This window comes from Rhodopirellula sp. J20-39, from assembly GCF_057365095.1.
Map to the genome: position 1 here is coordinate 931,057 of NZ_CP195123.1, position 26,644 is coordinate 957,700.

The window sequence follows — 26,644 nt, forward strand, 5'->3', positions numbered from 1 at the left end:
ACGGATCGCACCTAAGCCTGTTACCTTATCTCCCCCGATCCGTCGGGAGCCTGGAAAATCGGGGTCCCATTGTCGATCGGGTCCAAGTCACCCGTGAGCGGGATCGCTGTCGTTCGGCATTCGAACGAAACGCGTTCCGTTTTCATCTTCACAAAAAGGTAACCACTATGGCTCAAGCTGCTGCCCGTCACATTCTTGTCTCTTCGGAAGAAACCTGCCTGGATCTTAAGAAACGCATCGAAGCGGGCGAAGATTTTGGCGCACTCGCTGCTGAACATTCATCGTGCCCCTCTGGGAAGTCGGGGGGTGCGTTGGGCAACTTCGGACCTGGCCAGATGGTGCCGGAATTCGACGCGGTCGTGTTCAGCGATTGTGCTTTGGGCGAAGTCCAAGGTCCCGTGAAGACTCAGTTTGGCTATCACTTGCTAGAAGTGACTCAGCGAACCGCTTAGTTTCGCGGCTTTGCTAGCGAGAGAAGGTTGCCGTTGATGCTGATTCGCTGCTGATCCTCAGTAGCTCGTTGGGCTCGGTTTGTGTTGTCGATGGACCCACAAAGCATGTGCCACCAACGGCAGTGGCCCCACCGTTGAAACAAATACGGTTAGCCATCGCGTTTCAGCCAGATGATGTGTAACCTGTTTCGCTCGATTTTTTTGTTTGCCCGAACGTTCTCGTTCGCGCAAATCCCTCGAAGACGCGCGTCAACTGGATTAATTACGGCATGGACTGGATCGCCGAGGATCAAATTGGATCGCTTGGGCTACTGCTAGGCGAAGCAATCGAACGTTTGGTGGATTCCCACGACCAAGAGTTCGACAAGCAAGCAGCAATGCTGAGTGTTAAAACGCCCACCTTGACCCAGGGGGACGAGGGCGTGCGTTTTGACTTCCAAGTTCAGGGCAATCGCCAACGCTTGCAAAGTGTTGCCATCATGGTGGCACCGCAAATTGATGACGAAGATGTTGGCACCGACGTGATGCAGCTTCAAGCGACCTGTGAATGCGGCTGCGTGGCGCACCGGCGGGATCTCCGCTGCTCGCACACGCTCGCGACAGGTTGGTGGCTGCAGGGCCAAATGGCGCGTCGCCGGGGCAATGGGCAATTGATGGAGTTCCTGGGCGGTTTGAAGGCTGACGCCGTTGCCGCTGGGAAGCAATTCGTTGACGAACTGCTCAAACGCGCAAAGTCCGCCCGTCCACCCGCAACGGACGTGGAGCCCACGCGTTTGCAGTGGCGTTTGCGAGTTAATCCAGCCTCTCAAAGCACCCCACTGACGATCACGCCGTTTGAACAGCGGCAACGCAAAGGCGGCAAGGGCTGGACGAAGGGACGCGAGGTCCGCAGCTTTGATTTGCTGGAACAGAACCTACTGACCAATCCGCTGGACAGCCAAATCGCGTCGTTGACGTCGATTCCGACGCATGGTTTCCGCGAAGATCAGTTTGGAATGTTCCAGGCGTTGCGTTTGTTGGCCGGGCATGAGAACGCGACCTGGGATGACCAGAGTGCTGACGCTTTGGACGTTTACAGCAGTCAGTTAACGCTGAACTTGCAGCCTGTCGAAGTCGACCGTGCAGGAAAGAACTCGCCGAAGCCTAAAGCTAAAAAGAAAGAGGCCGATGCTGAATCGAATGGCGAGCCTTCCGTTGCAGACCCTCTGGCCGGGCCGGAAGATGAATCGATCGAGGTGCAGTTTCGCCCTCGGTTGGCGGTCGAAGGCATCGATATTGATGTCCACAATTGCGATGTGATCTTCGGGCAAACCAGTCCGGTCGAGCCCGTGATCGTCTTGGCGGATGCCGAAAATGATCGGGTGGTGGTTTGCACGCTTGCCGATTCCGCTGCGGGCGGTTTGGTGCAGTTTTTATTACGTGACGATTTCCGCGACACGATGTTGGACGAAGTGTCTGCGGCTAAACTCGCGCTGGCCGCAGGGACGATCGATTCACTGATTCATGTTTCCTTGCCGCCGCAATTGGCCGGCCCGATTAAGCCCATTCACAGCGAATTGGTGCTGCAAATGCGGCCTCGTGCCGGTGCAGGCCTGAAGGTCGCTCTGCGGGTCCACGAGCCTCGTCTTCGCGATGACATGGTCCCGGGCCAGCCGCCAGATTTGGCCGCCTGTTTAACCGATCAAGGGCCCGTTCGTTTGCAGCGAAATCTGGAAGACGAGACCACTCGATCCCAAGCGATCATTGAACGGTTCGGCCTTGCCAAGTTGTCTGGCGATGGTGACCACGCTTGGGTCGCAATGACCGATCACGCCGCTCTCGATTTGCTAGGTCGTTTGCACGACGCTGGCGAAGAAGCGCCCCAGATCGTTTGGCCAGAAGGTGAGACGTTCCGTGTTCGCGGCGAAATCACGCCGAAGTCATTGCGAGTTCAAATCGAAGATTCACCGGATTGGTTTGGACTGACCGGTAGCGTGACGATTGATGGCATCGACGTGCCGTTGCAAGAATTGCTGGTCGCGGTTCGCGAAGATCGCCAGCTCGTCCGCGTCGGTGATCGTCGGTTTGCTAAGATTAGCGAAGCGTTTCGGCGCCGTCTGACACAGTTAGCCGATACGCTGGTTTCGGAAAAAGGACAGCTCAAGCTTGCCGGTGCCGCCGTGCCGCTCGCACAAGAAGTCCTGGGCGACGATGTCAGTTTGGAAGCCACCGCGAAATGGCACCAATCCATCGAGCGGCTGGATTCGTTGTCGACCTGGAATCCCGATCGGCCCGAAGGACTCGATGCAACGCTGCGTGATTACCAGCTCGATGGCTATCGCTGGTTGTCGCGGCTGAGTCAGTGGGGCGTGGGCGGTGTGCTTGCCGACGACATGGGTCTAGGAAAGACGGTCCAAACGCTTGGGATTTTGATCGACCGGGCCGTGGACGGTCCGTCGTTGGTGATTGCCCCGACCAGTGTGGGTGAAAACTGGGTGCGTGAAGCCGGGAAGTTCGCGCCTAGCTTAAATCCAATGCTGTACCGCGATTGTGACCGTGACGCGGTGATCGCGGCAGCGGGGCCTGGCGATGTGTTGATCGTCAGTTATCAATTGATGCAGCGAGATGCGAAACGCTTTGCAACGCGTCCTTGGCACACTCTGGTGCTCGACGAAGCCCAGTTCATCAAGAACTCGCAAACCAAAACCTCGCAAGCGATTCGATCGCTCGAAGCGGATTGGCGATTGGGCTTGTCCGGTACACCGTTGGAAAATCACCTGGGCGAATTGTGGAGTTTGTTCCGCACGCTTAGCCCTGGTTTGCTCGGATCTTGGCAGCGTTTCCGGACTCGGTTTGCTGAGCCGATTGAACGACACAACGATCCTGAACGGCGCGAGTCGCTGGCTCGTTTGGTCCGTCCGTTTGTTTTGCGTCGGACCAAAGACAAGGTGCTTAAAGAACTTCCGCCACGGACTGAAATCACGCTGCGAGCCGAACTCAGCGACGCGGAACGGAAGCTTTACGAAGAAGCTCGCTTGGCTGCTCTTGCTGAACTGACTCAGGTTGGTGAGGGAGCGAAGTCGCACGAAGGTCGCCGGCGTATTCAAACGCTGTCTTGGCTTACTCGATTGCGTCAATTGGCTTGTCACCCGAACTTGGTTGAGCCGACTTGGAAGGGAACCTCCGCGAAGATGGAGTTGTTGCTTTCGTTGATTGACGAGTTGCGTGACGGTGATCACCGGGCGTTGGTCTTTAGCCAGTTCGTCAAGCACCTCAGCCTTGTGCGGGAAGTGCTTGATAAACGAGGGATCCCGTACCAATACCTGGATGGTTCAACGCCATCGTCCGAACGGCAGCGGCGAGTCGATGCGTTCCAGAACGGCGAAGGAGACCTATTCCTGATCTCGCTGAAGGCGGGGGGAACCGGGCTTAACCTGACGGCAGCCGATTACGTCCTTCACCTGGATCCATGGTGGAACCCGGCCGTGGAAGATCAGGCGACCGACCGGGCGCACCGAATTGGCCAGGAGCGACCGGTGACGGTTTACCGCTTGGTGGCTGAACGCACCATTGAAGAGCAGATCTTGCAACTGCACGCGGACAAACGCGAGTTGGTTGCTGGGATTCTCGATGGCACCGATGCGGCGGCTAAGTTGCAAACGCAGGACTTGATCGAGTTGATCAAGACCGAGATCTAAGCGTTTGCACAGAGAATGACAGAAGCATCCGAGGAACGGATGCGGCACGGTTTCGCGGTTGCGTGGCCGTGCCGATGGTTGATACCCCCTGCCCGATTCGAACGAGCGTTTCCGGTCGGATGGACCGATGTCCTGGGCCGCTAGACGAAGGGGGCGAATTGCCAGGGATAGAGAGCGTGGTGGCGATTCTTTTGAATCGGCTAAGTCCGCACTCCGTATCCACCCGGCTTTCGATCGGCAAGCAACGTGTGACTTGCCAGTTTACCTGTCCGTGATCGAGTTACTTGTCAGTAATCTTGCTGACGACCTTGTCGATCAAACCGTATTCGCATGCTTCGGCAGCCGACATAAATCGGTCACGATCGGTGTCTTCTTCGATCTTCTCAAGCGAGTGACCGGTGTGCTCGATCATGATTTCGTTCATGCGTTGCTTGATGCGGCGAAGTTCACCAACGTGAATTTCAACTTCACGAGCGGTGCCCTGCATACCAGCAAGCGGTTGGTGGATCATGATTCGGGCGTTTGGCAAAGCAAAACGTTTGCCCTTCGCACCGGCGGTCAACAGAACCGCACCCATCGAAGCGGCTTGGCCGATGCAATAGGTCGCCACGTCGCAGCTTAGGAACTGCATGGTGTCGTAAATCGCCATCCCCGCGGTGATGCTACCACCGGGTGAGTTGATGTACATGTGGATGTCCGCTTTGGGGTCATCCGATTGCAGGAACAACATTTGAGCAACCAGGGCGTTGCTGATTTGGTCATCAACCTGTTGGCCCAAGAAGATGATCCGGTCCTTCAGCAACCGACTGTAAATGTCGTAGGTGCGTTCTTCGCGACCGTTGCTCTCGACAACGTATGGAATGACTGGCATGGGAAAGACGCTTTCGTATCAGTGATAAAGTGGTTTGAATGGGGCAGTCGACGGTGATCGTTCGCTAAGACGATCAGCTATCTTCTTTTTCGTCGTCTTCTTCGATTGGTTCAGTTCGTAGGATGTCATCGACCAGCCCATATTCTTTGGCCTCATCCGCTGACAGGAAGAAGTCACGGTCGGTGTCTTTGGCAATTTGATCGACCGATTTGCCGCTGTGTTCGCTAATGATTTGGTTCAGCTTGTCGCGGTAGCGGAACATTTCCGACGCTTGAATTTCAATGTCGCTGACCTGGCCCGACACGCCACCCATGGGTTGGTGCATCATCACGCGGCTGTTAGGCAAACAGAATCGCTTTTTCTTGGCTCCACCGACCAGCAAGACGGCCGCTCCGCTGCAGGCTTCGCCCACGCAATAGGTCGCCACCGGGCAAGAAACCATTTGCATGGTGTCGTAGATCGCCAACGTGGCAGTCACGCTGCCGCCGGGTGAATTGATATAGAAGTGAATGTCTTTGCGGCGATTTTCGCTTTGCAGGTAGAGCAGCTTCATGACCAGCTCGTTTGCATTGCCGGTGTGAATCTCGCCCTGCAAGAAAACGATTCGGTTTTCTAGCAAGAGGTCACCCAACGTCATTTGACGTTGGCGTTGGTAGCTTTGCGATGCATAGCTGGCGGACATTTGATGATCCGGAACGCCGCCCGACGTCGCCAGTCCTGGGTTCATCAACTCAGGATTCGTGAAAGAGGAAAAACCAAACGGATCGGACATTCGAAAACTACCTTCAATGGGAAAGCACGGGTGTCATGGTCAGCCATCGCAATGACCAATCAATTCAAAGAGTCAGTCAGTACGCAGCCGGTCAAACGAGTGATCGCTCGACTAATATGAACGGTGTCGTACCAGTGTTCGCGATTGGCAATCAAGTGACAAGGCCGGGCAAAACGGCATTATCTACTGTTGAGTATCAACACAGTACGCAAATCACACCATTTCGTCCCACCCAATTCAGTATCAACTGCATGCCCCACCTACACCAATCCCGCCCCGTTTCTTATTCACTTGTTTTGCTAGCATTGATTTCGGTTAGCACATTGCAGTCTCAATACTGCGATGCCCAAGAAACCGTGTCGTCTTCGCAGGATACGGATTCGTCAACGACCGCCGTGCTAGACGGTGAAAACTCGGTAATCGACTTGTTGTCGCCCCAGCAGCTCGCAGCGGCGGAGCGTTGGGAAAATGACATTCAAAAGTACGAGAAACGCGACCTTTCCGAACAGAATCCTGATGATGCCGTTTTATTGATCGGTAGCAGTAGCATCCGTTTATGGGCAAACGCCGCCGAGGGGTTGGCTCCTTATCCGGTCATCAATCGTGGCTATGGAGGTGCCAAATACAGCGATCTCGCGCTTTATGCTCCAAGATTGATCCAGCCGCATTCGTTTCAGGCGGCGGTCGTTTTTGTTGCCAACGACATCGTCGGTTCGGCCGACGACCATGATTTGAACGATATCGAAAAATGGGTGCGATCGATCATTCAGGTGGCTCAGGGACATCAGCGTGACGCACCGATTTTGTTGGTAGAGGTCACTCCCACGCCGTCGCGTCAAAAGGTTTGGGCGGAAACTCGCCAGCTCAACGCCATGTTGCGTGAGGTCGCACTGACGTTGCCGGGAGTCTATTTCGTTGCGACAGCCGAATTCTATCTCGACGCTCAAGACCAACCCCGTCGAGACCTCTTTCGCGGTGACATGCTGCACCAGAACGAGGCGGGGTATCAGCGTTGGGCGTCACTGATCAAGCGACGCCTGGACGAAGTATTGGAGCCACAAACGGCTCAGCCTTAAGCGGTCACGTTGGCTGGGCGGCTTTGGTGATGCTTGGTCACGCTCTGGAAGGCATTGCCAGCGAACAGCAACCGAGACTCTTCCATCACCGGTGCCTGCAACTGAATCCCAACGGGCAAGCCGGTTTCGTCTTGTCCACCGGGCAGTGAGATCGCTGGGACGCCAGCCAAATTGGCGCCCACGGTGAACAAATCGCACAAGTACATGGCGATTGGATCGTCGGCGTTTTCGCCCAACGCGAACGCTGGCGAAGGGGTGACGGGGCCGAGCAACAGGTCGGCTTGCGTGAAGGCGGCGTCGTAATCGCCGCGGATCAGCCGCCGTACCTTCAGTGCTTGGTTGTAGTATGCATCGTAGTAACCTTCGCTTAGGGCGTAGGTGCCGACGATGATCCGGCGTTTCACTTCGCTGCCAAAACCCGCTGCTCGGCTGTTGCGGTACATCGATTCCAGCGGCCCCATTTCGTCGGAGCTTGCCGATTCGCTGCCGGCGCGGAATCCGTAGTGAGCACCGTCGAACCGCGACAGGTTGCTGCTGGCTTCGCAGGGTGCGATCACGTAATAGGTGGGCACCCAATACGGGCTGTGTTCCAGCGAAATCTCGACAATCTCGGCCCCCAATTCGCGATACACTTCCTCGGCATCGCTGACCGCTTTGCGAACCGATTCGGAAACGCCGTCTTGGTTGAGGGAATCGCGGAGGACGCCAATCTTGATTCCGCGTAGATCCGTCGACGCCAAGACAGCTCGGTAATCCGGGACATCGTGGTTAACGGAGGTACTATCGGCGGGGTCGTAGCCTGCCATCGCTTGCATCGCGATCGCAACGTCTTCGACGGACCAGCCCATGGGACCGGCTTGGTCGAGGCTGCTGGCGAACGCGACCAGACCGTATCGGCTGCACCGCCCGTAGGTCGGTTTCAGACCGGTCACGCCGCAAAACGCTGCGGGTTGTCGGATCGAGCCGCCGGTGTCGGTGCCGATTGATAGGGGCACGGTTCCAGCCGCCACGGCCGCCGCGGCACCTCCGCTGGACCCGCCCGGTGTGTAATCCGGGTTCCATGGGTTCCGCGTCAGTCCCATCGCACTGGTTTCCGTGCTGGCACCCATCGCGAATTCGTCCATGTTGGTTTTCCCCATCACGATCGCTCCGGCGGCTTTCAACCGAGCAACGACGGTGGCGTCATAGGGAGGCACGAAATCTCGCAGCATTTCCGACGAGCACGTGGTCGGCATATTGCTGGTGCAGAGCACGTCTTTCACGGCGACGGGCAATCCAGCCAGTGGGCCGAGCGTTTTTCCCGCTTTGCGATCCGCATCGACCTGTTGGGCGGTTGCCAATGCCGATTCGTGAGCGACGTGGGTGTAGGCGTTGATGCTTGATTGGGTCGAGTCGATCGCCGCAAGTGACTGCTGGACGACTTCGCTAGCCGTCACGTCACCGGATTGAAGAGCGTCGAGGATGGAGGTAGCCGAGTCCAGCATGATCAAAATCGTGAAAAGTCAGTGAAACGAGAGCATTCGACCGGCCTGAGGATCCGGCACCCCAAGTATCCGGCAACAGCGGTTTCGAAACAATGACACTGGAACTTTCAGCCAATTGGTTCACCAGTTATCCAATCGGGTCATGAATGGGGCGGCTTATGAAAGTTCAACCATTTTCACAGGCATGATGACTTCGCCGGCAGGAATCAGGCGGAATTCGCTGCAGCGAGCCAGATGGAACTGGCGAGGCTCTTCGCGGCAGAGGCAAAGTCCCAAGAAACGGTCCGATGCGGTGAAACGAACGGGGCTGATCGTCCGGCGGGTGCGTTTTCCTTTTGAGTCGGAGTATTCCATTTCGACCACCCACTGATCGCTGTCTTCCATCGCGATTCGCAGCAAATGCTGGGGCGACATCGTGCGTCGGATTCGGCGAGGGCGGACTTCAAGGGCGGCGGAATCAACGGGATCGAGGGTCAGTGTTGCGGTCGACATGATGTTTTCGCTTTGCCTGAGTGGAGAAAATATCTGAGTGGAGAAGCGGGGAATCGGGTGACTCGTCCTTGGATTGGGCGAACCCGAAGGCTTCGTGACTACTATCGGCCAGTACCCGGACACGTTTGGTCCATCCCGTGGTCTGGTTGGCAAAAACACTCGTTAGACCAAGCAAAGGCGGCCCAAAGACAGCCCAAAATGGCTTAAGGAAGCCGGGCCGACGGCTGCGGGAATCTCAGTTCCAGTAGAAACTGCCAACTCCCCCGAAAACAAAGCGAGGGGACATGGGTGGTCGCCTTGCGTGCTTTCGGCCTGAAATCCACAATCTTCGTTGACGATCTCTCCATCTTCCTTCATGCGACCTACCTTGCCGTGGCTGATTCACCCAACGATCCGAACTCAAACGACCTGACTGACCCCCATGCGGCCCGGCGGCACAAGCTGGACGAAATTGTCAAAAAGGGAATCGATCCTTGGGGCAGCCGTTTCGATGATCGTTTGCTGGTCAGCCAATGCCGCGACCGAATTGGCGAAATCCAGTTCCAAACTGCGGACGGCAACACGTTGGAATTACCGGACGTGGAATCCGACGACGTCGACTACCGTCAATGGAAATCCGATAACGGTCCCGGGGAAGAAATCGGCCCAAAGGTACGAGTCGCTGGACGAATTCAACTTGCCCGTCCGACTGGCAAGCTGATTTTCATGAACATCCGCGACTGGACTGGCGACATTCAGATCTTTGTCGGCAAGAAGCAGGTCGGCGAAGAAAATTTTGATCTCGCCAAGCTATTCGACTTGGGTGATTTGATTGGCGTGGAAGGACGTTTGGGGCGCACCAACACGGGCGAGCTAACCGTCTTCGCCGAAGAGCTGACGCTGCTAACGAAAATGTTGGAAGTGCCACCGGAAAAGCATGCCGGTATGACCAACGCCGATTTGCGTCAACGGATGCGGTACGCCGATTTGGCGTTCAACGACGGCGTCATGCAAACGTTCTTGGATCGTACGAAGATCATCAAGAGTGTCCGCAACACGTTGGACGAACAAGGCTTTTGTGAAGTTGAAGGCCCGACCTTGCACACCGTTCCCGGTGGTGCCGCGGCCCGTCCATTCGAAACGCACCACAACGCGTTGGACATGAAGCTGACCATGCGGATTGCATTGGAGCTGCACCTGAAGCGATTGATGGTTGGCGGCATGGAACGGGTTTACGAACTGGGACGCGTCTATCGCAACGAAGGTCTATCGCCGCGACACAATCCCGAGTTCACGATGCTCGAAACGTATCAAGCCTATGGCGATTACGAATCGATGATGGACTTGACCGAGAAGATTATCTGCGACGCGATCGATAAGATTGGTGGCGGCTACAAGCGAGAGTTCAACGGCAAGGTTGTTGATTTCACTCCGCCATTCCAGCGTGCGACCTATGCGGACTTGTTCCAAAAGGCCACTAACGTTGATCCGGCGGACGACGACGCGGTCATCGAATTGGCCGGTAAACTTCGCATCGAAACCAAGGGCAAGCACCCGGATGTGATTCGCAATGAGATCTTCGAAGAGAAGGTGGAAGACTCGTTGGAAGGTCCGATCTTTGTAATCGACTATCCCGCCAGCATCTGTCCGCTGACCAAGCGGAAGGCGGACAATCCTGATATCGCTGAGCGGTTTGAATTGTTTATCTCATCGATGGAACTCGCCAACGCGTACACCGAGTTGAACGATCCAGACCTGCAAGAAGAGTTGTTCAAGACTCAATTGGATGGTCAGGATGATGAAGACTCGATGGCCAAGATGGACCACGACTTTGTTCGAGCATTGCGATACGGAATGCCACCCGCCGGTGGCCTTGGCATTGGTATCGATCGTCTCGTGATGGTGCTTACCAACTCGAAATCGATCCGCGACGTGATCTTGTTCCCGGTTCTACGTCCGGAATAGGAAGTAGCCTGAAACGGTTACAGGTTCAGTTCATCCAGTTCGTCGACGAGCTGGTCGAGATGCTTGTCGACGGCGGACTCTTCGCTGGTGACGGTGTCCGCACCAGCGGCGGAATCTTGGCGAGTGACGCTGGGCTGGCTGGCCGGTTTCGTTGAGACCGGCTTAGTCGAGACCGGTTTGGGTGAGACCGACTCAGTGACAGCGGTTGTCGACGCTATTGGTTTTGAGATCGCTGGCACCGGTGACCCGTTGGTAGCGGCTGAGCCGGAGGGTTCTTTGGCGGGTGTCGCAGCTCGTGATGCTGGCTTGCTGGTTCCAAGCGATTGTATTTGGAACATCGGGGTTTGGAGCGTTTTTAGCAGTTCTTGCAACGACGCAAAGATCGTCGTGTTTGCACCGTCTTGTCGCATGTCGAAGTAAAACATTCGGCCGGCAGGCGTACCCCATTCTTTCGCCAAGCTCTCCTGCGACGCTTTGATGTCATCCTGGCTGGCGGCCGGATCGTTCTGGTGTGGACGCCGGACCATTGGTTTACCGGCGGTCTTTAGTTCCGACTGAAAGGCATCTGGTTCGGCCCAAGCTAAACAAGCGATGTGACCGCCCAATGCTTCTAGTGCTAGTCGTTCGGTGCCAGTATCGTCCGCCGCTGGCAGTCGCTCTAGCAGCGTCACATCCAGTCCTGGACGGCCAAGCAATTGGCCGATGACATCGTCAAATTGTTGATGAAAGCGTCCTCCACTGCCGCCCGGACGCAGCACCAAAACATTCATTCGGACTGCCATTGGACTACCTGGGATTGGAATTGAAAGTGGTTGTGGATAGATGATGTTCCGCCAGATCATACAGGTCTGACCAGAGATCGCGAAGATTGTCGAGCTTCTTGAAATCCAGCTTCAGCATGTGTTGGCGAATGCACTCGTTGAGTGGCTCGTCGTCGCTCGTCTCTAGCAACTCGGTGACCAGCGACTGAACCACCTGCGGATTCAGTGTTGTTTCGTGCAGCGTCGTAAAGCCGCGAATTGGGCGATGGCTGGTTAGCAAACATGCGTGTTGTCGCGAGATCGCACGCCGCCGGATTAACCAGCGACCCCAAGCGGGGATTTGCTCACCACCGTCGATGACCAGCACACCGCCCGGCGTAACAGCCGATTGAGTACGGAGCGTCACCAGCATGTTTTCACGCAGCTCAGCTAATCGGGCTGCTGCACCGAAAATGCCGTCACGATTGGAATCCGTGGATCGGTGCAATTGAACCCATTGCCCGCCTGGCATGCTTGTTGTCAGTTCCGCCGCGATGCAGTGCAGCAACGTTGACTTGCCCGTGCCATGCGGACCCACGATCGCTCCACAACTGGATTGCTGTAACCGTGCGATCAACCCACGAGCCCAGTTCGCATGATTCGAGACGTCATCACCACTCCGACTTTGCGAATCCGACTGCCGATACAGCAGTTGCCCTGGACGCACGAAGCGACTGGCGAACGGATTGGGCGAGTGGGTAAGCGGCATATAAGCGACCAGGGAACCGGGCGATCTGAAAACCGGGCGATCTGAAAACCAAAGGATGAGTACGCCAGACGACGAAACCATGATTCACGGTAGCGGATAGTCTATCCTAGTAACCTCTAGCTTGAATCCCTTCCTAGGCAATTTGAAAATCTCATGGACCGACGATCATTTCTGGCACGATCCGCAGCGACGACGGCATTGGCGACTTCGTTGCATTCCCAAGCTTACGCGGCGGGCACGTCGAAGCCTCGGCGAGTGGCCTTGATTGGTTGCGGTTGGTACGGCAAGTGTGATTTGTTGCAGCTCTTGAACGTTGAACCGGTGGAAGTGGTTTCACTGTGCGATGTCGATTCGAAGCAGCTCAACGAATGCGCCGATCTGATTCAAAGTCGGCAGCGATCGAAGCAGCGTCCGCGTACCTATGCGAGCTACCTAGAACTTCTGGCCGAGAAAGATGTGGACATCGTCCTGATCGCCACACCAGACCACTGGCACGCGTTGCCGATGATCGCGGCGGTGCAGGCGGGCGCGGATGTCTACGTCCAGAAACCAACCGGTGTCGATACCCTGGAAAGCAAGGCGATGCTCGATGCTGCGCGAGCTACCGGACGCGTGGTGCAGGTCGGAACCCAACGTCGAAGTACCCCGCACTTGATCGAGGCGAAGCAGCGTGTTGTTGAAGAAGGATTATTGGGTGACGTCGCATTTGCGGAAGTCTGTTGTTACTACCACATGCGAGCGAACAAGAATCCACCGACCATTCAGCCACCCGAGCACCTCGACTTTGATTCCTGGACCGGTCCGGCTCCGTTGCGGCCTTATAACGAGCTTATCCATCCCAGGTCGTGGCGACTCTTTATGGAGTACTGCAACGGGATCATGGGGGACATGTGTGTTCACATGCTCGATCTCGTTCGCTGGCAACTTGGGCTGGGTTGGCCTCAGCGAATCCACAGCACTGGTGGCATTTTGGTTCAGACCGAATCGATAGCCAATACGACCGACACGCAAACAGCAACCTTCGACTTCAATGAACTCGATGTCGTGTGGACGCACCGAACGTGGGGCGATGCACCTGATCCACAATACCCTTGGGCGGCCATCCTGTATGGCGATAAAGGCACGCTGAAGCTAAGTGTGAATCGATACGATTTCATACCACGCGGCAGTGGCAATAAACTTAGCGGCGAACCGTTGCTAGAACTCGATAAGTATCCCACGGATGTTGACGACAAGAAGGATTGGAATATGGAGTTGCATGTCGCGTCGGCCATTCGCGGACACATGCGTGATTTCCTGAAAGCGGTTGATGAACGGTCCAAACCAGTCGCTGATATCGAGCAAGGTCATATCAGCAGTGCTTCTTGCTTCATGGCAAACCTCTCGTTGGACCTGGGACGATCGCTCGCCTTTGATCCCGAAACGCACACCGTCCCGGGCGATGAAGAGGCAACGGCCAAGCTGCGACGACCCTATCGTGCGCCGTATCAACATCCATCCGGTAAGTCGTCTACCTAAGACCGCTTCTGGTCCTCTGCCGAAAGATGATGTCGACAGTGATCGCATGCGACGCTAACGCGAGATCGTGGACGTGTCTGCGGTCGTGGATCGGACCATCCCAGGGAAGATGCCTTCCAGCGTTTGGCTAACACCCGAGAGTGCCCGTCGCTGGATCGTCGGTGCGGAAAGCGGACCGTCGACCTCAATTGTCCAGAACGTGTAGCTGTTGTCACGCAAAGGTCGCAGCACTTTGCTGAACAAGTTCTGCGGGCTGACTCGCGTGTTGAAAGAAAGGTCCAGATACTCCTGGCGAGACAACGTGCCGCTGCCATCCAGTGCGACCAAGTCGCCCCAAAGCGTCAGTCGGTTGAAGTGCACGTCCTCACCAAACAGCGAGAATTGGGTTTCGCCATCGGTGAAGGCGACGTCTTCGGTGGGTGTGATGCGAAGCAGGTTCAGGGTTTGCACGATCAGCGGAAGTTCGTACAGATTCGCGCCGCTGATCCGCCCGGTTCCTGAACCTTTCAAAAGGTCAATATCGCCCAGTCGGCCTTCAAGGCGAGTGTTCATTTCCAATCGCCCGGTCATGCCGGTTCTTGTTTGTCCCAGTTCCGCTAAGACGGTCGCAATTTTTGCGTTTGCTAAAGATGCACCCACATCGAAATCACCGGTCGACAACGCGACCGTGCCGCTGGCGTCGACGATGCCGCCGAATAAACTCCCGACAAGCGGCGGTTGGCTTTTTGCTTGATTTTGGTTCGTACCATCGGGTGATGCTGTTTCACCATTGGGCAACGCCGTAAGTCCCTCAATTGGGTCAACACCACTGGAAAGAGTGCCGATTTGCAGCAGGTCGCCAGCGATCGAAAACGGACCGCGGATCCCGGTGATTTGGAAGCCGAATGCGTGCAGCGAATCGATGTCCAACTTACCAGACGTCTTTAGCACAACGCCGTCTTTTAGGCCGCGAACTTCAACCTGACCTCGCAACGAATGCACTGGTCCCACGTCTCCAATTCGATTGCCTTCTAGCTGGACGATCACGTCCCAATTGATCGCCGGTTCGCCCGAACGTTGATCGGGTAAACGGATTTGAGTGCGTCCTCGAATCCCCAGTGGCCCCCGTAGATCGAGCCCTCGCATCGCGTCGCTCATTTGTGCTGGCAATGCTGCGATGAGTTCATCATCGGGGATCAGTCGGCATCCCGAGTGCAGGTCCAGAGACAATTGCCAGCGACCGTTTTCATCCGGTTCGCAACGACCGTCGGCGATCAAACGGGATGCATCGTGTCGGCCTTTTAGATCTTTGATTTCGATCAGGTTGTCACGGAACTTGACCTGACCGCCTACGACATCGATTCGGTACGGCAAAGCTTTCGGCCGAATGCTAAGCGAGTTGGGGTTGGCGGATTCGGTAGCCTGTTGAGTCGCCGACATGGCAAGATCAATCGGTCTTCGCCCACGCTGATGGATCTGCACGTCGACTTGGTCGAGTGTGCCTGCTGGACTGATCTCGTCCCAAATGGCACGGGTCGATTCAGGTAGCGATACCCGCAGCGAATGGTCCATCGCCAAGTCAGCGACTCGGAAACGCAAATTCAGTTCTGAATCTTGACCGTCTGATTCAGGCGTTGGCATTTCATAGAGTCCGTCACAAGCAATCCGAGCGGCACCCACATTGTTCGCTGTGAACCCAATGATGCGGACCATCCTGTCGCGAACCTGGATCCGACCTTCGACGTTGTACAGCGGGTAGGCAAACTTTTCGTATCGCAGCGTGCCACCGGTAACCCGCAAGTCAAACTGGCGATTGGTAACGCCATTGGCATCCGTTTGTATTAACGCGGAAGCCAGTTCGATCGCACCGCGGGGCTGCAGCGACCGCACGAAGGATTCGAGACCTGACTTTGGGCCTTGTGCATCCACTACAGGGTTAGGCTTCGCTTGTGCGAATCCAACCCCCAGGCGTTGCGGACGAGGGCGAGGCGAGTTGGCGTCTGGGATGTCGCGGGGTGTCAGTGCCGCTACCAAGGCGTTGTCAATTGGGACGCCGCCTTCGGTTCGTACCAAGATCGACTTCTCGGGCGACACGATGGCATCAGGGTGTAGTTTTAGCGGCAACCGAAAGTCACAATGAACTCGTTGGCCACCCGCTACACCGACAATCCCGCTGGACTGAATGATTCCGTTTGCAACGTCAATGCGTCCAGATAGCTGTTTGACCGGATAGGGAAACTTGTCGAACTGAACGTCAACGCCTTTGCATAAGACGCCGGCTTCGATGTTCCAGCCACGGTCGGCTGCATTGCTCGGACGTACTGGGGTCGCGTTTCGAAACCGTGATTGAAGATCGATGCGGCCTTGGGGGCGAAAGCGATCGAGCAGGACCACGGTTGCGTTAGGCAGGATCGACCGGAATCGATCGTCGATCAGGAAGTCCGTAGCTGCCAAGGTGATGTCCGAGTTCTCAACCGAAGCCACCACGCTGGACTCACCCATTGGGACCACAATGGCGGAAATCGGGATGTTCGATACATCGAGGACGGTCGTTGGTAACACTTTCAGCCGGATGTCGGTCGCCGCTTCGATGGAAACTCGGGCGTCTCCAACCATGGCGGTGCTCGGCAAGATCTCAAAACGCTGTGGCGTTGCTCGGAAGCGTCCTCGAACATCACTGACGCCACCGGCAAGTCGGTTATCCGAATAGTCGCCGTCTTGAATTTCACAATCCAACGAGTAGTCCAGCCCGGCGGTCTGGCCGGCGTCGACGACGCGGTCGAAACGTAATTGGCTGTTGCCCCGAAGTTGGAACTTGGTGGTGGATGAAAGCACGCCGGATTTCAGCACGCTTGCTGGAATCCATCTTCCGATTCGTGCGAGTAGTGTCTGGTCGATCTTCCAGTGCTGAAGCGAGCACTGGACCGAGAGACTTGAGCGAGTGGTGGAAAGTTCCCGCTGGTGGATCTGAAGGTCAAAGTCGCCACATAGATCTCCGTCGCCTTGAACGGAGATCAGCTTCTTAATCGCGTGCATCGGATCGGCGCCCATCGTGGACGACACCGCAATGTCTTGGCAGCGAAGTTGAATGGGATGTTGGTTGTCGCCTTCAACGCCCAGGTCGACGACAACGGAATGCAATTCGACGAGCGGGCAAATGGGGCCCAGTTGCGGCGGAGGCCAAAGGCCAGCCAGCGACACAGACCCGTCGTTGCGAATGTCGGCTTTGGCGTGGACGCCGTCGATGACGACACGCCGCGTTGTCATCGGGCTGCCTTCGCCCAGAAACTTTTCTGGATGGATATCCGCAAAGACGGTGATCGAATCTACGGTCACGGGCGCGGGCTTCACCCAGTCGCCAATCTTTGCCTTTAAGCGAGTGGCAACCGAGTCGCCTTGCTTGGGTCTCAGCGAAATGTTTTCAAACTGCAGACCCACGCCGGGGCGGTAGACACCGCGGCGGATCGAAACGTCCCAATTGGCGTAGTGATCGCTAAGTTGTTTTTCGAAAACTCGGCGGGCTTGTTCGCCGATTGTTTGTGGGGCGAGTGTTCGGACGATGAAGAAAATTGCTAGGCAAACAACCACCAGCACCACGAACGATTTAAAACGTCCTGGCTTCGTGGTCTGATCCGAAACAGTTTCCCTGGGGGGCAACGTGGCAGTTCTCGTCCTTGAGAGCTCAATCGATGCGACGGTGTGCGCCGGTCGATGGTACTCGCAACATTCTTACCCCAACCAGCCCAAAAACGAGGCAAAACGATACAGCCACGGACTTTGCCAGGGCGAATCGAGGCTCGTAGCAACCGAAAAAACGCTCCCCGCGAGCAGCGCAATGGCAAACCATCGGCCCGTCGCATGCTTTGTTAGCTGGTTCACTTCCGGCACGATTGCGAAGATCCACAATGGCGTGAACCACAACATCCAGCGGAAGCAAACGCTCACGCCGCCGTAATTGCGGTCAATTTCCGGTCGAGCGACATAAAACGCCATGCAAACGACAGTTGCTAGCAAAATGCTTGCCGCCAGTCGGCGATGTTCGTGGCGTCCGCGGACGCATTGGAACGCGAGCCCGGTTGGAATCAGCAGCCAGATTGGTGTGAGTGAAAACAGGCCGTAGTGCCCGAGCGTGGCGTGAAACAAATAAGTTCCACGGTTGGGTTCGCCTAGGTCGACGCCCCGACGTTTGTTCGTTCGCCAGTAGCTTCCGGGGTACTCGTACCAATCGTCCCACTCGACGAGCTGCCAATTGGCGGGTGACTTGCCAAGCGAATTGGGTTGAAACTTGAACTGTTGCTGGCGTACCGACCCACTGCTGGATTCGAATTCCGCAATGACCGCGTAACCACCCAGCGTCAGAGGGCGGAGCAGGATCTTGTCGGCATCGGCGAACGGTTGGGATTTCCTCAATTCCTCTCGCAAAGATTCAGCTCTCGCAAAGTCCGATTGGGTCAGGTCCTCGTGCCAATCGTAGCCAGCAACCACGTCGCCGTACCCACGATGCGCGTAGGGAGTTTTCCAGCTTTGATGTGCCCAATAGTTGGTGCCAAAGATCCCGATTGCGACCAGTGTGGCACCTAAGATGAACCCAGGTATCGATCGCGGCGTCAACCAAGCGAACAGTACCGCCCACAAACAAAACATCGACAAGGCAGGTAGTTCACACGCAACCGTCATCGCCGCCGCAACGCCGGCCAAAGCCCAGGTTCCAAACCCCGGTTGGCCGAGGCTTCGAGTTCGGTTTTTCGGGTCAGTCCTATCGCTTCGGATTGAATGAGATGACGGTACACCGCGCGAGCGATTCGAATGATCCCGCGAGACGTGTTCGGCGTGTCGGTCGCTGGCTTTCAGATACAGATACAGGGTCAGTGATGTCGCGGCGGCAGCGAATAGATGGTTGTTCAGCGATAGTGCGAACGAAGTCAGCATGGTGCCGAAGCAAGCTGCGGTCACGCAAAATCGTTTCGCAAAATCAGATACGTCCAGCCGTTCGATCGATCGCATCATCGTGATCAAAAACAGTGCCAGCGTTGGCACATTGATCAACATCAACAATGCTCGAGGCACGTAGATCGGGTGGGCGGTCATCGCCAGTCCGGTCACGCTGTAGAACAACGCATACACACCCGCGATCAAGGTCGTTAGCAGCGTCGGTTTGCTGCTGAAATAGTGCAGCCTCCCGTCGTCGCCGACATGGCGGACTTTGTCGATCGTGTCCCATAAGCGGTGTCCGGTTGATGACTTCAACGTGATTAGATCATCGATCGCGAAGGTGCCATTTTCAACTAACGCCGCCACGCTAACCCAGCGACTGCGATCGTTCGCGCTCAAGAATGCTGCGGTACCTTGCGGGTTGATCACTGTCGCGATTCGCCCGGCGACCAAGGCTAATGTCACGCAGATCAAGATCGCGTGCATTTGGACTCGCCGGGTTTGTGAACTGTCTTGCGATCCCATCAGGAATCTGACTCCGAGGTCGCATTCACGTTGGTTGTATCTGCGGGCTCGGGACTAGTTGCGGATCGTGAACTGGGTTGAAACCCTGCCACCGCCGATACGCTATAGGAAGCCGGTGGTAATGCTGGATCCGAGGCAGCGTCAGAGCCATGGTTGGAAACCTGTAGCCATCGCAGCGAGCGATCGCGGGCCGCTGAAGCCGACACGATCAGTTCCGCGATAAGTCCAGCTAGTACGCACTGGGCGCCGAGTAACACGGCTAAGATGCAGTAGTAAAAGATGGCGGTGGCATGCAGGTGCAAGGGTTCGCCTTCGCCAATGCGTGAGATCACCCACTTGGCACTCAAGTAAAACATGCCCGCGGTTCCTAGCCCAAAACAGACCAAGCCCGCTGACCCAATCAGGTGCAGTGGTCGCCGTCCGTAACCGGTGACCAGGTAGATGCTGAGTAAATCGAGAAAACCCTTGCCAATCCGCGACAAGCCGTACTTTGATACGCCGTGTTCTCGCGGGTGATGCAGTACCTCAATTTCGCCGACTCGCCATCCTCGGGCTGCTGCCAGAACGGGGATGAATCGATGCCGTTCTCCGTACAAGTCAACCTCTTGTAGGACCTCACGTCGATAAGCCTTGAAGCCGCAATTGTGGTCGTGCAAGGCAACGCCGGTTAGTTTGCTGACCATTGCATTGAATACACGACTGGGCAGCACCTTGTGCCAAGGGTCGTGCCGAACTCGCTTCCACCCGCTGACGACATCTTGCCCAGGTGCATCGCCTGGTTTGCCAGGGTTCTGTCCATCGGTTGGGCCCTTTTCAATCGCTTCGATGAATCGAGGGATCTCGTTGGGGTCGTCTTGAAGGTCCGCATCCATCGTCAAGACAATTTCACCACGGGCAACCGAGAAGCCAGCCGACAACGCTGCCGCCTTGCCAAAGTTCCGCCGAAAGCGAATCGCTCGCGTTAGGTGCGTTCCATCAGATTCGAGGCTGCCCAGTTCACACATTTGAGCCCAGGTCGAGTCAGTGGAGCCATCATCGATAAAGATGATCTCGACGGACTTTTGGTTGGCCTGACAAACATCGACCACTCGCTGATGCAATGTTTTCAGCGAGTCTTCTTCGTTCATCGCCGGGACGACGATCGACAAGTCAGGCGTCATCGCTTCGCCGGACTCGATCGGTTGGTGCTGCGTCATCGAGAATCCATCGCCCCCGGTGGGCTGGGGCTTTTGAAGGAGTTCTTTGGCGTGCACGGCGGCATCAAATGCTGCGGGCGAGGTCGAGGCGAGATCGGTATTCATACCACTATCTTACACAGATCTAAGATCGTGGCACTTCGATGCCTCGCATCATGGCTCGCAGTTCTTCGTCGATATTCTTGCCTTCGATTTCCGCTTCCGCCGTCATCGCCACTCGGTGCCGCAGGACGGGTAGCGCGATCTGGATGACATCGTCAGGGACCGCGAAGTCCCGTCCCGAAAACGCAGCGAGCGTACGGGCTGACTGCATCAGCGAAATTCCGGCTCGAGGTGAGGCACCAATGTGAAAAGCGGGCCACGTCCGGGTCGCTCTTACTAAAGCACTGATGTACTGCACAAGACTTTCTTCCACCCGCACTCGGCCGCACATCGCGATGACTTTGTTCACCATGTCAGGCGTGGTGATCGGTCGGATTTCAGATTCCAGTCGCTTGTTGAAATCGATCTGCTGAGAATGCAGTTTGAGAATCTCGGTCTCTTCGATTGCCGATGGGTAGTCGACTCGAAGTTTGAACATGAACCGGTCGAGCTGGGCTTCCGGCAAATTGTACGTGCCTTCGCTTTCCAGTGGGTTCTGGGTCGCCAGCACTAGGAAGGGACGCGGTACCGGGTGCGTTGTTCCGTCGATCGTGACACTGTATTCCTGCATGATTTCCAGCAGTGCGGCGTGTGTCTTCGCCGGCGAGCGGTTGATCTCATCGGCCAGCAGCAATTGGGTGAAAACGGGCCCGGCACGGAATCGAAATTCGCTTTTTTGCATGTCGAAAACAGGTGCACCGGTAATGTCCGACGGCATCAGGTCGGCGGTGAACTGGATTCGCCCAAATTCGCATCCCAAGATGCGTCCCAGTGTTCGGACAAAAAGCGTCTTCCCCAGTCCGGGGACCGATTCGATCAAAACGTGGCCGCCGGCGAATAAGGCCGTCAGTGTACCCAGGACAAGTTCGTCTTGGCCGACATACAGTTTGCTGACTTCAGCCTGGATTTTCTTGAACAGGTTCCCAATCGAGACAAAAGCAGGATCCACGGTGGGACGCTGAGCCGCCGCAGGTCTAGCTGATTCAGAGAGCACCGGTTGAGGTTGACCGGATACGGAGTTGGATGGATTCGATCCGCTGGCCCTGGAGCCTGAATGGGGATCGTCATCACCCGGCGACGGAGTGCTGGGCAAAATAGGCGGCAAGGGCGAGTCGCTCAAAGGATCACTCAGCTTCATCGAGGGTCACGGATGCTCGCAATAATCGTAGGTGACAGGCACTCACAGGCACAATCCCTTGTCCTTTTTACGAGGTTTCAGTTCGCTGGTTTGCGGTCTTTGAATCACCGCTGATTAATTCGGATTGGAGCGTTATGGACATCCATTTCGCTGCTATCGAGTGACATCGAGCCGAAACGACCCATCGATTCCTGAAAAATGCCGCGTTTGCAAGGGTGAGAGTGCCTCAACGGTTGACAGTTTCCCAGTGTCGCCTCTATTCTTCCGAAGCTCGATGCTGAGCGGTTTGCCTCTGGTCCTCGCGGCGTCCGATGGTTTTTGAACGAAACAACGAATGAAGTTGCTCTTGGTTCAAAGATGATGGGACACCTTTTCGCGACGGCGACCGCTTGTTTGGATATATCACTATCGCGTGTTCGCGTGCGTCCGGATGACTACCGGCCGCCCTCCCCAGCTAGTAAAGCGACCGACATCTGATGAACGTTGATCTGGACGCAATCGCCCAACGTGGGCGTTGCGAGGTTTCGAGTTTACGCTTAGCACTGCCATTGATTGAGCAGGGCTACACTCCCCCATTCTTGGCGAGATATCGTCGTGATGAACTGGGTGGATTGGACGAAAGCAGCTTGTGGGCGTTGTCCCACGCGGTGCGTACCGAACGGCGATTGCAAGAATATCGCGACGAATTGCACGCGGCCTGGCAGGCGACCTCGTTAACGGATCCGACGATCGGCCGAGCCGTTTCGCAGGCAAAGTCGCGACGTCTGTTGGACCGTCTGGCCCGTCGCATCAAGAACGAGTCCGGTGAAGCGAACAACATCAGCAACCAGCTTGCCGTTCGTGTCCTGAATCCTCAAAAGGGTGACGGCGACGATTTGGATGCATTGGCCCAGCAAGTTCTGGCCGCATCACCCGCCGATGAAGCACCAGCGACCGAAGAAGGTGCGACCAGTGAAGCAGCCCCAGCCCCTTCGGCCGGTGACGTTTCGGCAGCGGTCGCCAAGATTGACGAAGCTCTCGCGAGACGGCTTTCAGGTGACCCGCGAGTCATCGGTGCCGCCGTTCGCTGGTTGTCACGCAACGCCAAGATTCACATCATCGACGTTTCCGACCCACATGGTTCGGGTGACGATGATAACGCCAGCGACAGTACGGAAGCGGAAGAAGCGAAGCCGTTGAAGGCTGTTGAAGCACCCGCTTTTGGTGCTGATAAAGCAATCGACGCGGTAGCGACGGAAACACCGGCTGCCGAAGCGACTGAGACTCCAGCAACTGCGGACGGTGCCCCGGCATCTGCTGAAGCTGCCGTTGCCGAAGAAGCCACGCCGGAAACTGCACCCGCGGCCGAAGCGGTTGTTGCTGAACCGGAAACTGCCGAAACGGCTGCCGCTGAAGAAACCACGCCTGTTCAGCAAGCCGCTGAGGCAAGTGAAGCCCCGGCAAGTGAAGCCCCGGCAAGTGAAGCCCCGGCAAGTGAAACGCCGGCAAGTGAAGCCCCGGCAAGTGAAACGCCGGCAAGTGAAACGCCGGTTGCTGAAGCGACTCCGGCTGCCAGCACCGAAGCTGCTGACGCGGAAGTGACTGCTGTTGAAGGTGACGCTGCTGAAGCCCAACCTACTGCTGAGACACAACCTGCTGCTGAGTCCGCAGACGCTGCCAAGGCAGAAGAAGGCGCGAAGCCTGATGGTGCGACTAAGTCCAAGAAGCCAGCCAAGAAAGAAAAGCAGGCAGCCAAGGCTAAAAAGGCCAAGAAGATCTCGCCACGACAACGTCGACGTCGTTGGTTGGTTAGCACGCTGAAGCCACTCGCTGGCAAGAAGATGCCTGCCGCCAAACTCAGTGCGTTCCAGGTCGTGATGTTGGGTCGTGCTTTGCGAAGCCAAGTCGCTCAATGTGCGTTTGACTACGACGCGACCAAGTTGGTTGCCGAATTGCAAAAGACGGTTTCTGGGTTCAACCGCAATCTTGGCGAGCGACTCGCTGGCGTTCTGTTGGCCAACGAAGCTGCGATTCGTGACGCTGCCGAAGGTGCCTGGTGGGACGAAATTCAAGAACAAGCTTCGGGCCGTTTGGTCTCGATCGCTGCCGAACACTTGAACCGTCAGATCAATCGCGGCGGCATTGAAGCCAAGGTCGTCATGTCGATCGACGCCGTGGGGCCACGCACCGCTGCGACGGCAATTGTGTCCGCAGACGGACGTTTGCTGCATAGTGAAGACATTCCTTGCCAGCTATCCGCCGCAATGCGAACCCTCGCGGTTACCAAGATGGGCGAGTTGATTCACAAGCATCACGTCGACCTGATCGTGATCAGTAACGGGCCGGCTCGCCGTGCTTGCATGATCGCGGTCGGTGAATTGATCAAGCAATCCAACGACCAATCGGTCCGCTGGACGCTTGCCGACCGTAGTGGTGCGGACGCGTACGCGGGAAGTCCCGCCGGCGACCAAGAAATGAAGCAAACGCCGCGTCGTTTTCGATCGGCTGCTTGGATTGCATTCGCGACCTTGAAGCCTTCGCAAGCGATGGTGAAGGTCGATCCACTGAAGTTGCGACTGGGTTCGTTCCAGCGTGAATTGCCGGATCAAGCTGTTCTTGCTGCTCTCGAAGACGTCCTGGTCAGTGGGATGTCGCGTGGTGGCGTTGATGTGAACTCGACGACCTCGTCATGGCTGGAACGTTTGCCCGGCATGAACCATGAGATTGCTGAAACGATCAGCCAATCGCGTCGTGAAAAACTGGTTGGCTCGCGGGATGAGTTGCTCGGACGAGTCGCATGGCCATCGGAAGTAAATAGCCGCCAAGCGTTGCCGTTCCTGCGAGTCTTTTCTAGCGCAGAGCCACTCGACGGAACACTTATTCACCCGGACGATTACCCGCTGGCGAAACGACTTGCCACTGCGTTGGAAATTGAACTGCCACCGGAATGCCCACCCGGTTACGAGCTCCCAGATTACAGCCAGCCGCAAGCCAAAGCTGAGGCACCTGTTACTGCACCGGAGTCAGTTGCTGTAACCGAAGTTACCGGTGCGGTGGAATCAACGGAATCGGCGTTCGCTGGAAACGTTGTAGACGCTGAATCCGAAACCGAAGCCAGTGCAGAGGTTGAAGCTAGCCCCGAAGCGGAAGCAAGTAGCGAGCCAGAAGCCAACGCTGAACCCGTATCAAGTGAAGAAACTGGTGCAGAGGCTCCGGCTGAGTCGCAACCTGCCGCCGAGGCTGCCACGGAAGAAGCATCATCGGATCAACCTGCTGCTGAATCTGGTGAAGAAACGCCGGTTGCTGAGGGCGAGGAAACCAAACCCGAAGCGGCTGAAGCTGAAGCCGACCAAGCACCTGCCGCCGAAGCATCCGTGCCGGCAGCTCTTGAACCGGTGCGACGCGAGAAGCCTGAAAAAGCCAAGGTCGATAAGCTCGTCAAAGAATGGCAGGTCGGTGTTCGCCGCTCTTACCAGATCGTGAATTGGCTTTGTGATCCGTTCGGTGAAGGCATGCAAGAAGGGGAATCACCCGCCGTGATGACCTCCATGCCCAGTCGCAATGACCTCAAGCAAGGTGATCGCGTAATCGGTGTTGTCGTTGGCGTAATGCCCTTCGGCGTCTTTGTTGAACTGTCGCCTGAATGCAGCGGTTTGATTCACGTTAGCCGGATCAGCGATGGCTATGTCGAAGACTTGCACGAAGCGGTTCAGGTCGGCGATGTTGTCACCGCTTGGGTTACCGGAATCGATTCCAAGCGACGTCGAGTCGGACTCAGTGCCGTGTCGCCTGAACGAGAAGCCGAACTGACACGAGAACGCCAGGAATCACGTGGCGGCGGGCGAGGTCGCGGACCAGGCGGTGGTGGCCAACGCGGTCAACAGGATGCCGGACGTGCGCCGCAGTCACGCTCAGGCCAAGCCGGTGCCGGATCACGCGGCCCAGGTCAAGGATCGGGACAACAGGGTTCCGGTCAACGCGGTGGTGCGCAGCGTGGTGGATCGGGGCAAGGCAATCGCGGAGGTGGTCGACCGACAGGCGGCAACCGGGGCGGTCGTGACGGCGGTCGTCGTGACAATCGCGGCGGATCGCGTGGACCACGTCGTCCAGAAGTCTACGAAGTCGTCGGTAAGGAACCCGATTCGCCAACGCTGACCGATGCAATGCAGGAAGGCAAAGAGCCAATGCGTTCCTTCGGCGACCTGATGCAGATGTTCACAAAGGAAAAGGCTCCCGCCAGTAAGCCGCCGGCAAGCAAGCCTGCAAAGGAAAAGCCGGTTGCTGATCCAGCGCCCGTCAGTGAGGCAGTGGAAGTTTCGGCTGTTGCTGGAAGTGAAGCGGCACCTGCCGAGCCGACTGAGGTAAAACCCGCATCGTCGAGTCAGCCGGAAGCAGCCAGTCCGTCCGAAGCGACGGGTCAAGCTGATGGAGAAGCGACCTGATGAGTGATGACTTCACATCACGTTTAGAGTCGGCGATCCAACGCGGTCGCCAACGTGCCGAGCATCAAGCGTCCGAAGAGCGACGAAAGGAACTCTCTGAGGAAGAGCTTAAACGCCTGCACACGTCGTATCGATTGTCGTTGTCTGAACAGATCGAAACGGCGGTCCATCGAGTTGCGGACCACTTCCCTGGTTTTCGAACCGAGTCCGTGTTTGGCGAAGAGGGCTGGGGAACGGCGTGTTACCGAGACGACTTGCGTCTCGATGCTGGACGTCGGACCAATCTTTATAGCCGGTTGGAATTGGTGATTCGCCCTTACAGCGACTTGCGGGTTTTGGACCTCAAGGGCAAGGGAACCGTCATGAACCGGGAAATTTTCAATCGAGTTCACTACGCCAAGATCGCGGAAGTCGATCCGACCGAATTCACTCAATTGATTGATACCTGGGCGATCGAGTATGCCGAACTTTACGCTTCTAAAAGCACGATTTAACCCAGGGATATCTTCGCCGGCTT

General features: G+C 56.5%; 17 protein-coding genes and 2 pseudogenes. 8 read left to right on the forward strand and 11 right to left on the reverse strand.

All coding sequences use genetic code 11. The annotated features are described in order from the left end of the window. Positions 1-167: 167 nt before the first annotated feature. Together ACR3ZL_RS03135 and ACR3ZL_RS03140 are read left to right on the forward strand one after the other, a co-directional pair. Complete coding sequence (locus tag ACR3ZL_RS03135; RefSeq protein ID WP_473649337.1) at positions 168-452, forward strand: peptidylprolyl isomerase; 285 nt, start codon at positions 168-170, stop codon at positions 450-452. Positions 453-721: 269 nt separating this feature from the next. Next, on the forward strand, positions 722-4,129 hold the full coding sequence (locus ACR3ZL_RS03140) for a DEAD/DEAH box helicase (RefSeq protein ID WP_473649336.1): 3,408 nt from the start codon (positions 722-724) through the stop codon (positions 4,127-4,129). Between the two features lie 280 nt (positions 4,130-4,409). Here ACR3ZL_RS03140 and clpP read toward each other — a convergent pair whose 3' ends face one another. Beyond that, entirely contained in the window at positions 4,410-5,000 is a 591-nt protein-coding gene (gene clpP / locus ACR3ZL_RS03145) for an ATP-dependent Clp endopeptidase proteolytic subunit ClpP (RefSeq protein ID WP_473649335.1), read from the reverse strand. 73 nt (positions 5,001-5,073) lie between these two features. Next, on the reverse strand, positions 5,074-5,682 hold the full coding sequence (locus ACR3ZL_RS03150) for a ClpP family protease (protein ID WP_473653418.1): 609 nt from the start codon (positions 5,680-5,682) through the stop codon (positions 5,074-5,076). Positions 5,683-6,023: 341 nt separating this feature from the next. Here ACR3ZL_RS03150 and ACR3ZL_RS03155 point away from each other — a divergent pair, with 341 nt between their 5' ends. Then, complete coding sequence (locus ACR3ZL_RS03155; RefSeq protein ID WP_473649334.1) at positions 6,024-6,848, forward strand: GDSL-type esterase/lipase family protein; 825 nt, start codon at positions 6,024-6,026, stop codon at positions 6,846-6,848. On the opposite strand, the gene gatA is transcribed toward ACR3ZL_RS03155, so the two are convergent. Together gatA and ACR3ZL_RS03165 are read right to left on the reverse strand one after the other, a co-directional pair. Continuing rightward, entirely contained in the window at positions 6,845-8,332 is a 1,488-nt protein-coding gene (gene gatA / locus ACR3ZL_RS03160) for an Asp-tRNA(Asn)/Glu-tRNA(Gln) amidotransferase subunit GatA (protein WP_473649333.1), read from the reverse strand. The two genes, ACR3ZL_RS03155 and gatA, sit on opposite strands and share 4 nt — an antisense overlap. Positions 8,333-8,488: 156 nt before the next feature. After that, positions 8,489-8,824 (reverse strand): hypothetical protein, encoded by a 336-nt coding sequence (locus tag ACR3ZL_RS03165; RefSeq protein WP_473649332.1) that lies wholly within the window; start codon positions 8,822-8,824, stop codon positions 8,489-8,491. Between the two features lie 372 nt (positions 8,825-9,196). Here ACR3ZL_RS03165 and lysS point away from each other — a divergent pair, with 372 nt between their 5' ends. Then, a complete protein-coding gene (gene lysS / locus ACR3ZL_RS03170) occupies positions 9,197-10,768 on the forward strand; it encodes a lysine--tRNA ligase (RefSeq protein WP_473653417.1) in 1,572 nt (523 codons plus the stop codon). A gap of 17 nt (positions 10,769-10,785) precedes the next feature. Here lysS and ACR3ZL_RS03175 read toward each other — a convergent pair whose 3' ends face one another. Both ACR3ZL_RS03175 and ACR3ZL_RS03180 read right to left on the reverse strand, forming a co-directional pair. After that, positions 10,786-11,550: a hypothetical protein gene (locus tag ACR3ZL_RS03175; RefSeq protein WP_473649331.1), complete on the reverse strand. Its 765-nt coding sequence runs from the start codon at positions 11,548-11,550 to the stop codon at positions 10,786-10,788. 4 nt (positions 11,551-11,554) lie between these two features. Further along, positions 11,555-12,277: an ATP-binding protein gene (locus ACR3ZL_RS03180; protein WP_473649330.1), complete on the reverse strand. Its 723-nt coding sequence runs from the start codon at positions 12,275-12,277 to the stop codon at positions 11,555-11,557. Positions 12,278-12,430: 153 nt separating this feature from the next. On the opposite strand from ACR3ZL_RS03180, the gene ACR3ZL_RS03185 reads away from it, so the two are divergent. Continuing rightward, on the forward strand, positions 12,431-13,795 hold the full coding sequence (locus ACR3ZL_RS03185; protein ID WP_473649329.1) for a Gfo/Idh/MocA family protein: 1,365 nt from the start codon (positions 12,431-12,433) through the stop codon (positions 13,793-13,795). A 54-nt stretch (positions 13,796-13,849) separates the two neighbouring features. Here the strand turns inward: ACR3ZL_RS03185 and ACR3ZL_RS03190 are convergent, their stop codons facing one another. The 4 genes from ACR3ZL_RS03190 to ACR3ZL_RS03205 form a co-directional block, all read right to left on the reverse strand. Next, on the reverse strand, positions 13,850-17,431 hold the full coding sequence (locus tag ACR3ZL_RS03190; RefSeq protein WP_486173199.1) for a hypothetical protein: 3,582 nt from the start codon (positions 17,429-17,431) through the stop codon (positions 13,850-13,852). A gap of 72 nt (positions 17,432-17,503) precedes the next feature. Further along, the gene (locus ACR3ZL_RS03195) at positions 17,504-19,231 is read right to left on the reverse strand and encodes a hypothetical protein (RefSeq protein ID WP_473649327.1); all 1,728 of its coding nucleotides are present in this window, start codon (positions 19,229-19,231) and stop codon (positions 17,504-17,506) included. Beyond that, a complete protein-coding gene (locus tag ACR3ZL_RS03200; RefSeq protein ID WP_473653416.1) occupies positions 19,231-20,427 on the reverse strand; it encodes a glycosyltransferase family 2 protein in 1,197 nt (398 codons plus the stop codon). The genes ACR3ZL_RS03195 and ACR3ZL_RS03200 overlap by 1 nt, the downstream gene beginning before the upstream one ends. Before the next feature lie 124 nt (positions 20,428-20,551). Continuing rightward, positions 20,552-21,688 carry an AAA family ATPase gene (locus tag ACR3ZL_RS03205; RefSeq protein ID WP_473649326.1) on the reverse strand — a complete coding sequence of 379 codons (1,137 nt, stop codon included), beginning with the start codon at positions 21,686-21,688 and terminating at the stop codon, positions 20,552-20,554. Positions 21,689-22,182: 494 nt separating this feature from the next. Between ACR3ZL_RS03205 and ACR3ZL_RS03210 the strand changes: the two are divergent. Further along, positions 22,183-22,380 (forward strand): annotated as a pseudogene (locus ACR3ZL_RS03210) (Tex-like N-terminal domain-containing protein); the annotation flags it as partial. A gap of 734 nt (positions 22,381-23,114) precedes the next feature. Here ACR3ZL_RS03210 and ACR3ZL_RS03215 read toward each other — a convergent pair. Beyond that, positions 23,115-23,501 carry a pentapeptide repeat-containing protein gene (locus ACR3ZL_RS03215; RefSeq protein ID WP_486173563.1) on the reverse strand — a complete coding sequence of 129 codons (387 nt, stop codon included), beginning with the start codon at positions 23,499-23,501 and terminating at the stop codon, positions 23,115-23,117. 346 nt (positions 23,502-23,847) lie between these two features. Here ACR3ZL_RS03215 and ACR3ZL_RS03220 point away from each other — a divergent pair. Together ACR3ZL_RS03220 and ACR3ZL_RS03225 are read left to right on the forward strand one after the other, a co-directional pair. After that, positions 23,848-26,127, forward strand: a pseudogene (locus ACR3ZL_RS03220) (S1 RNA-binding domain-containing protein); the annotation flags it as partial. Then, entirely contained in the window at positions 26,127-26,621 is a 495-nt protein-coding gene (locus ACR3ZL_RS03225; RefSeq protein WP_473649325.1) for a hypothetical protein, read from the forward strand. The pseudogene ACR3ZL_RS03220 and the gene ACR3ZL_RS03225, both read left to right, overlap by 1 nt. The last annotated feature ends 23 nt before the right edge of the window (positions 26,622-26,644 follow it).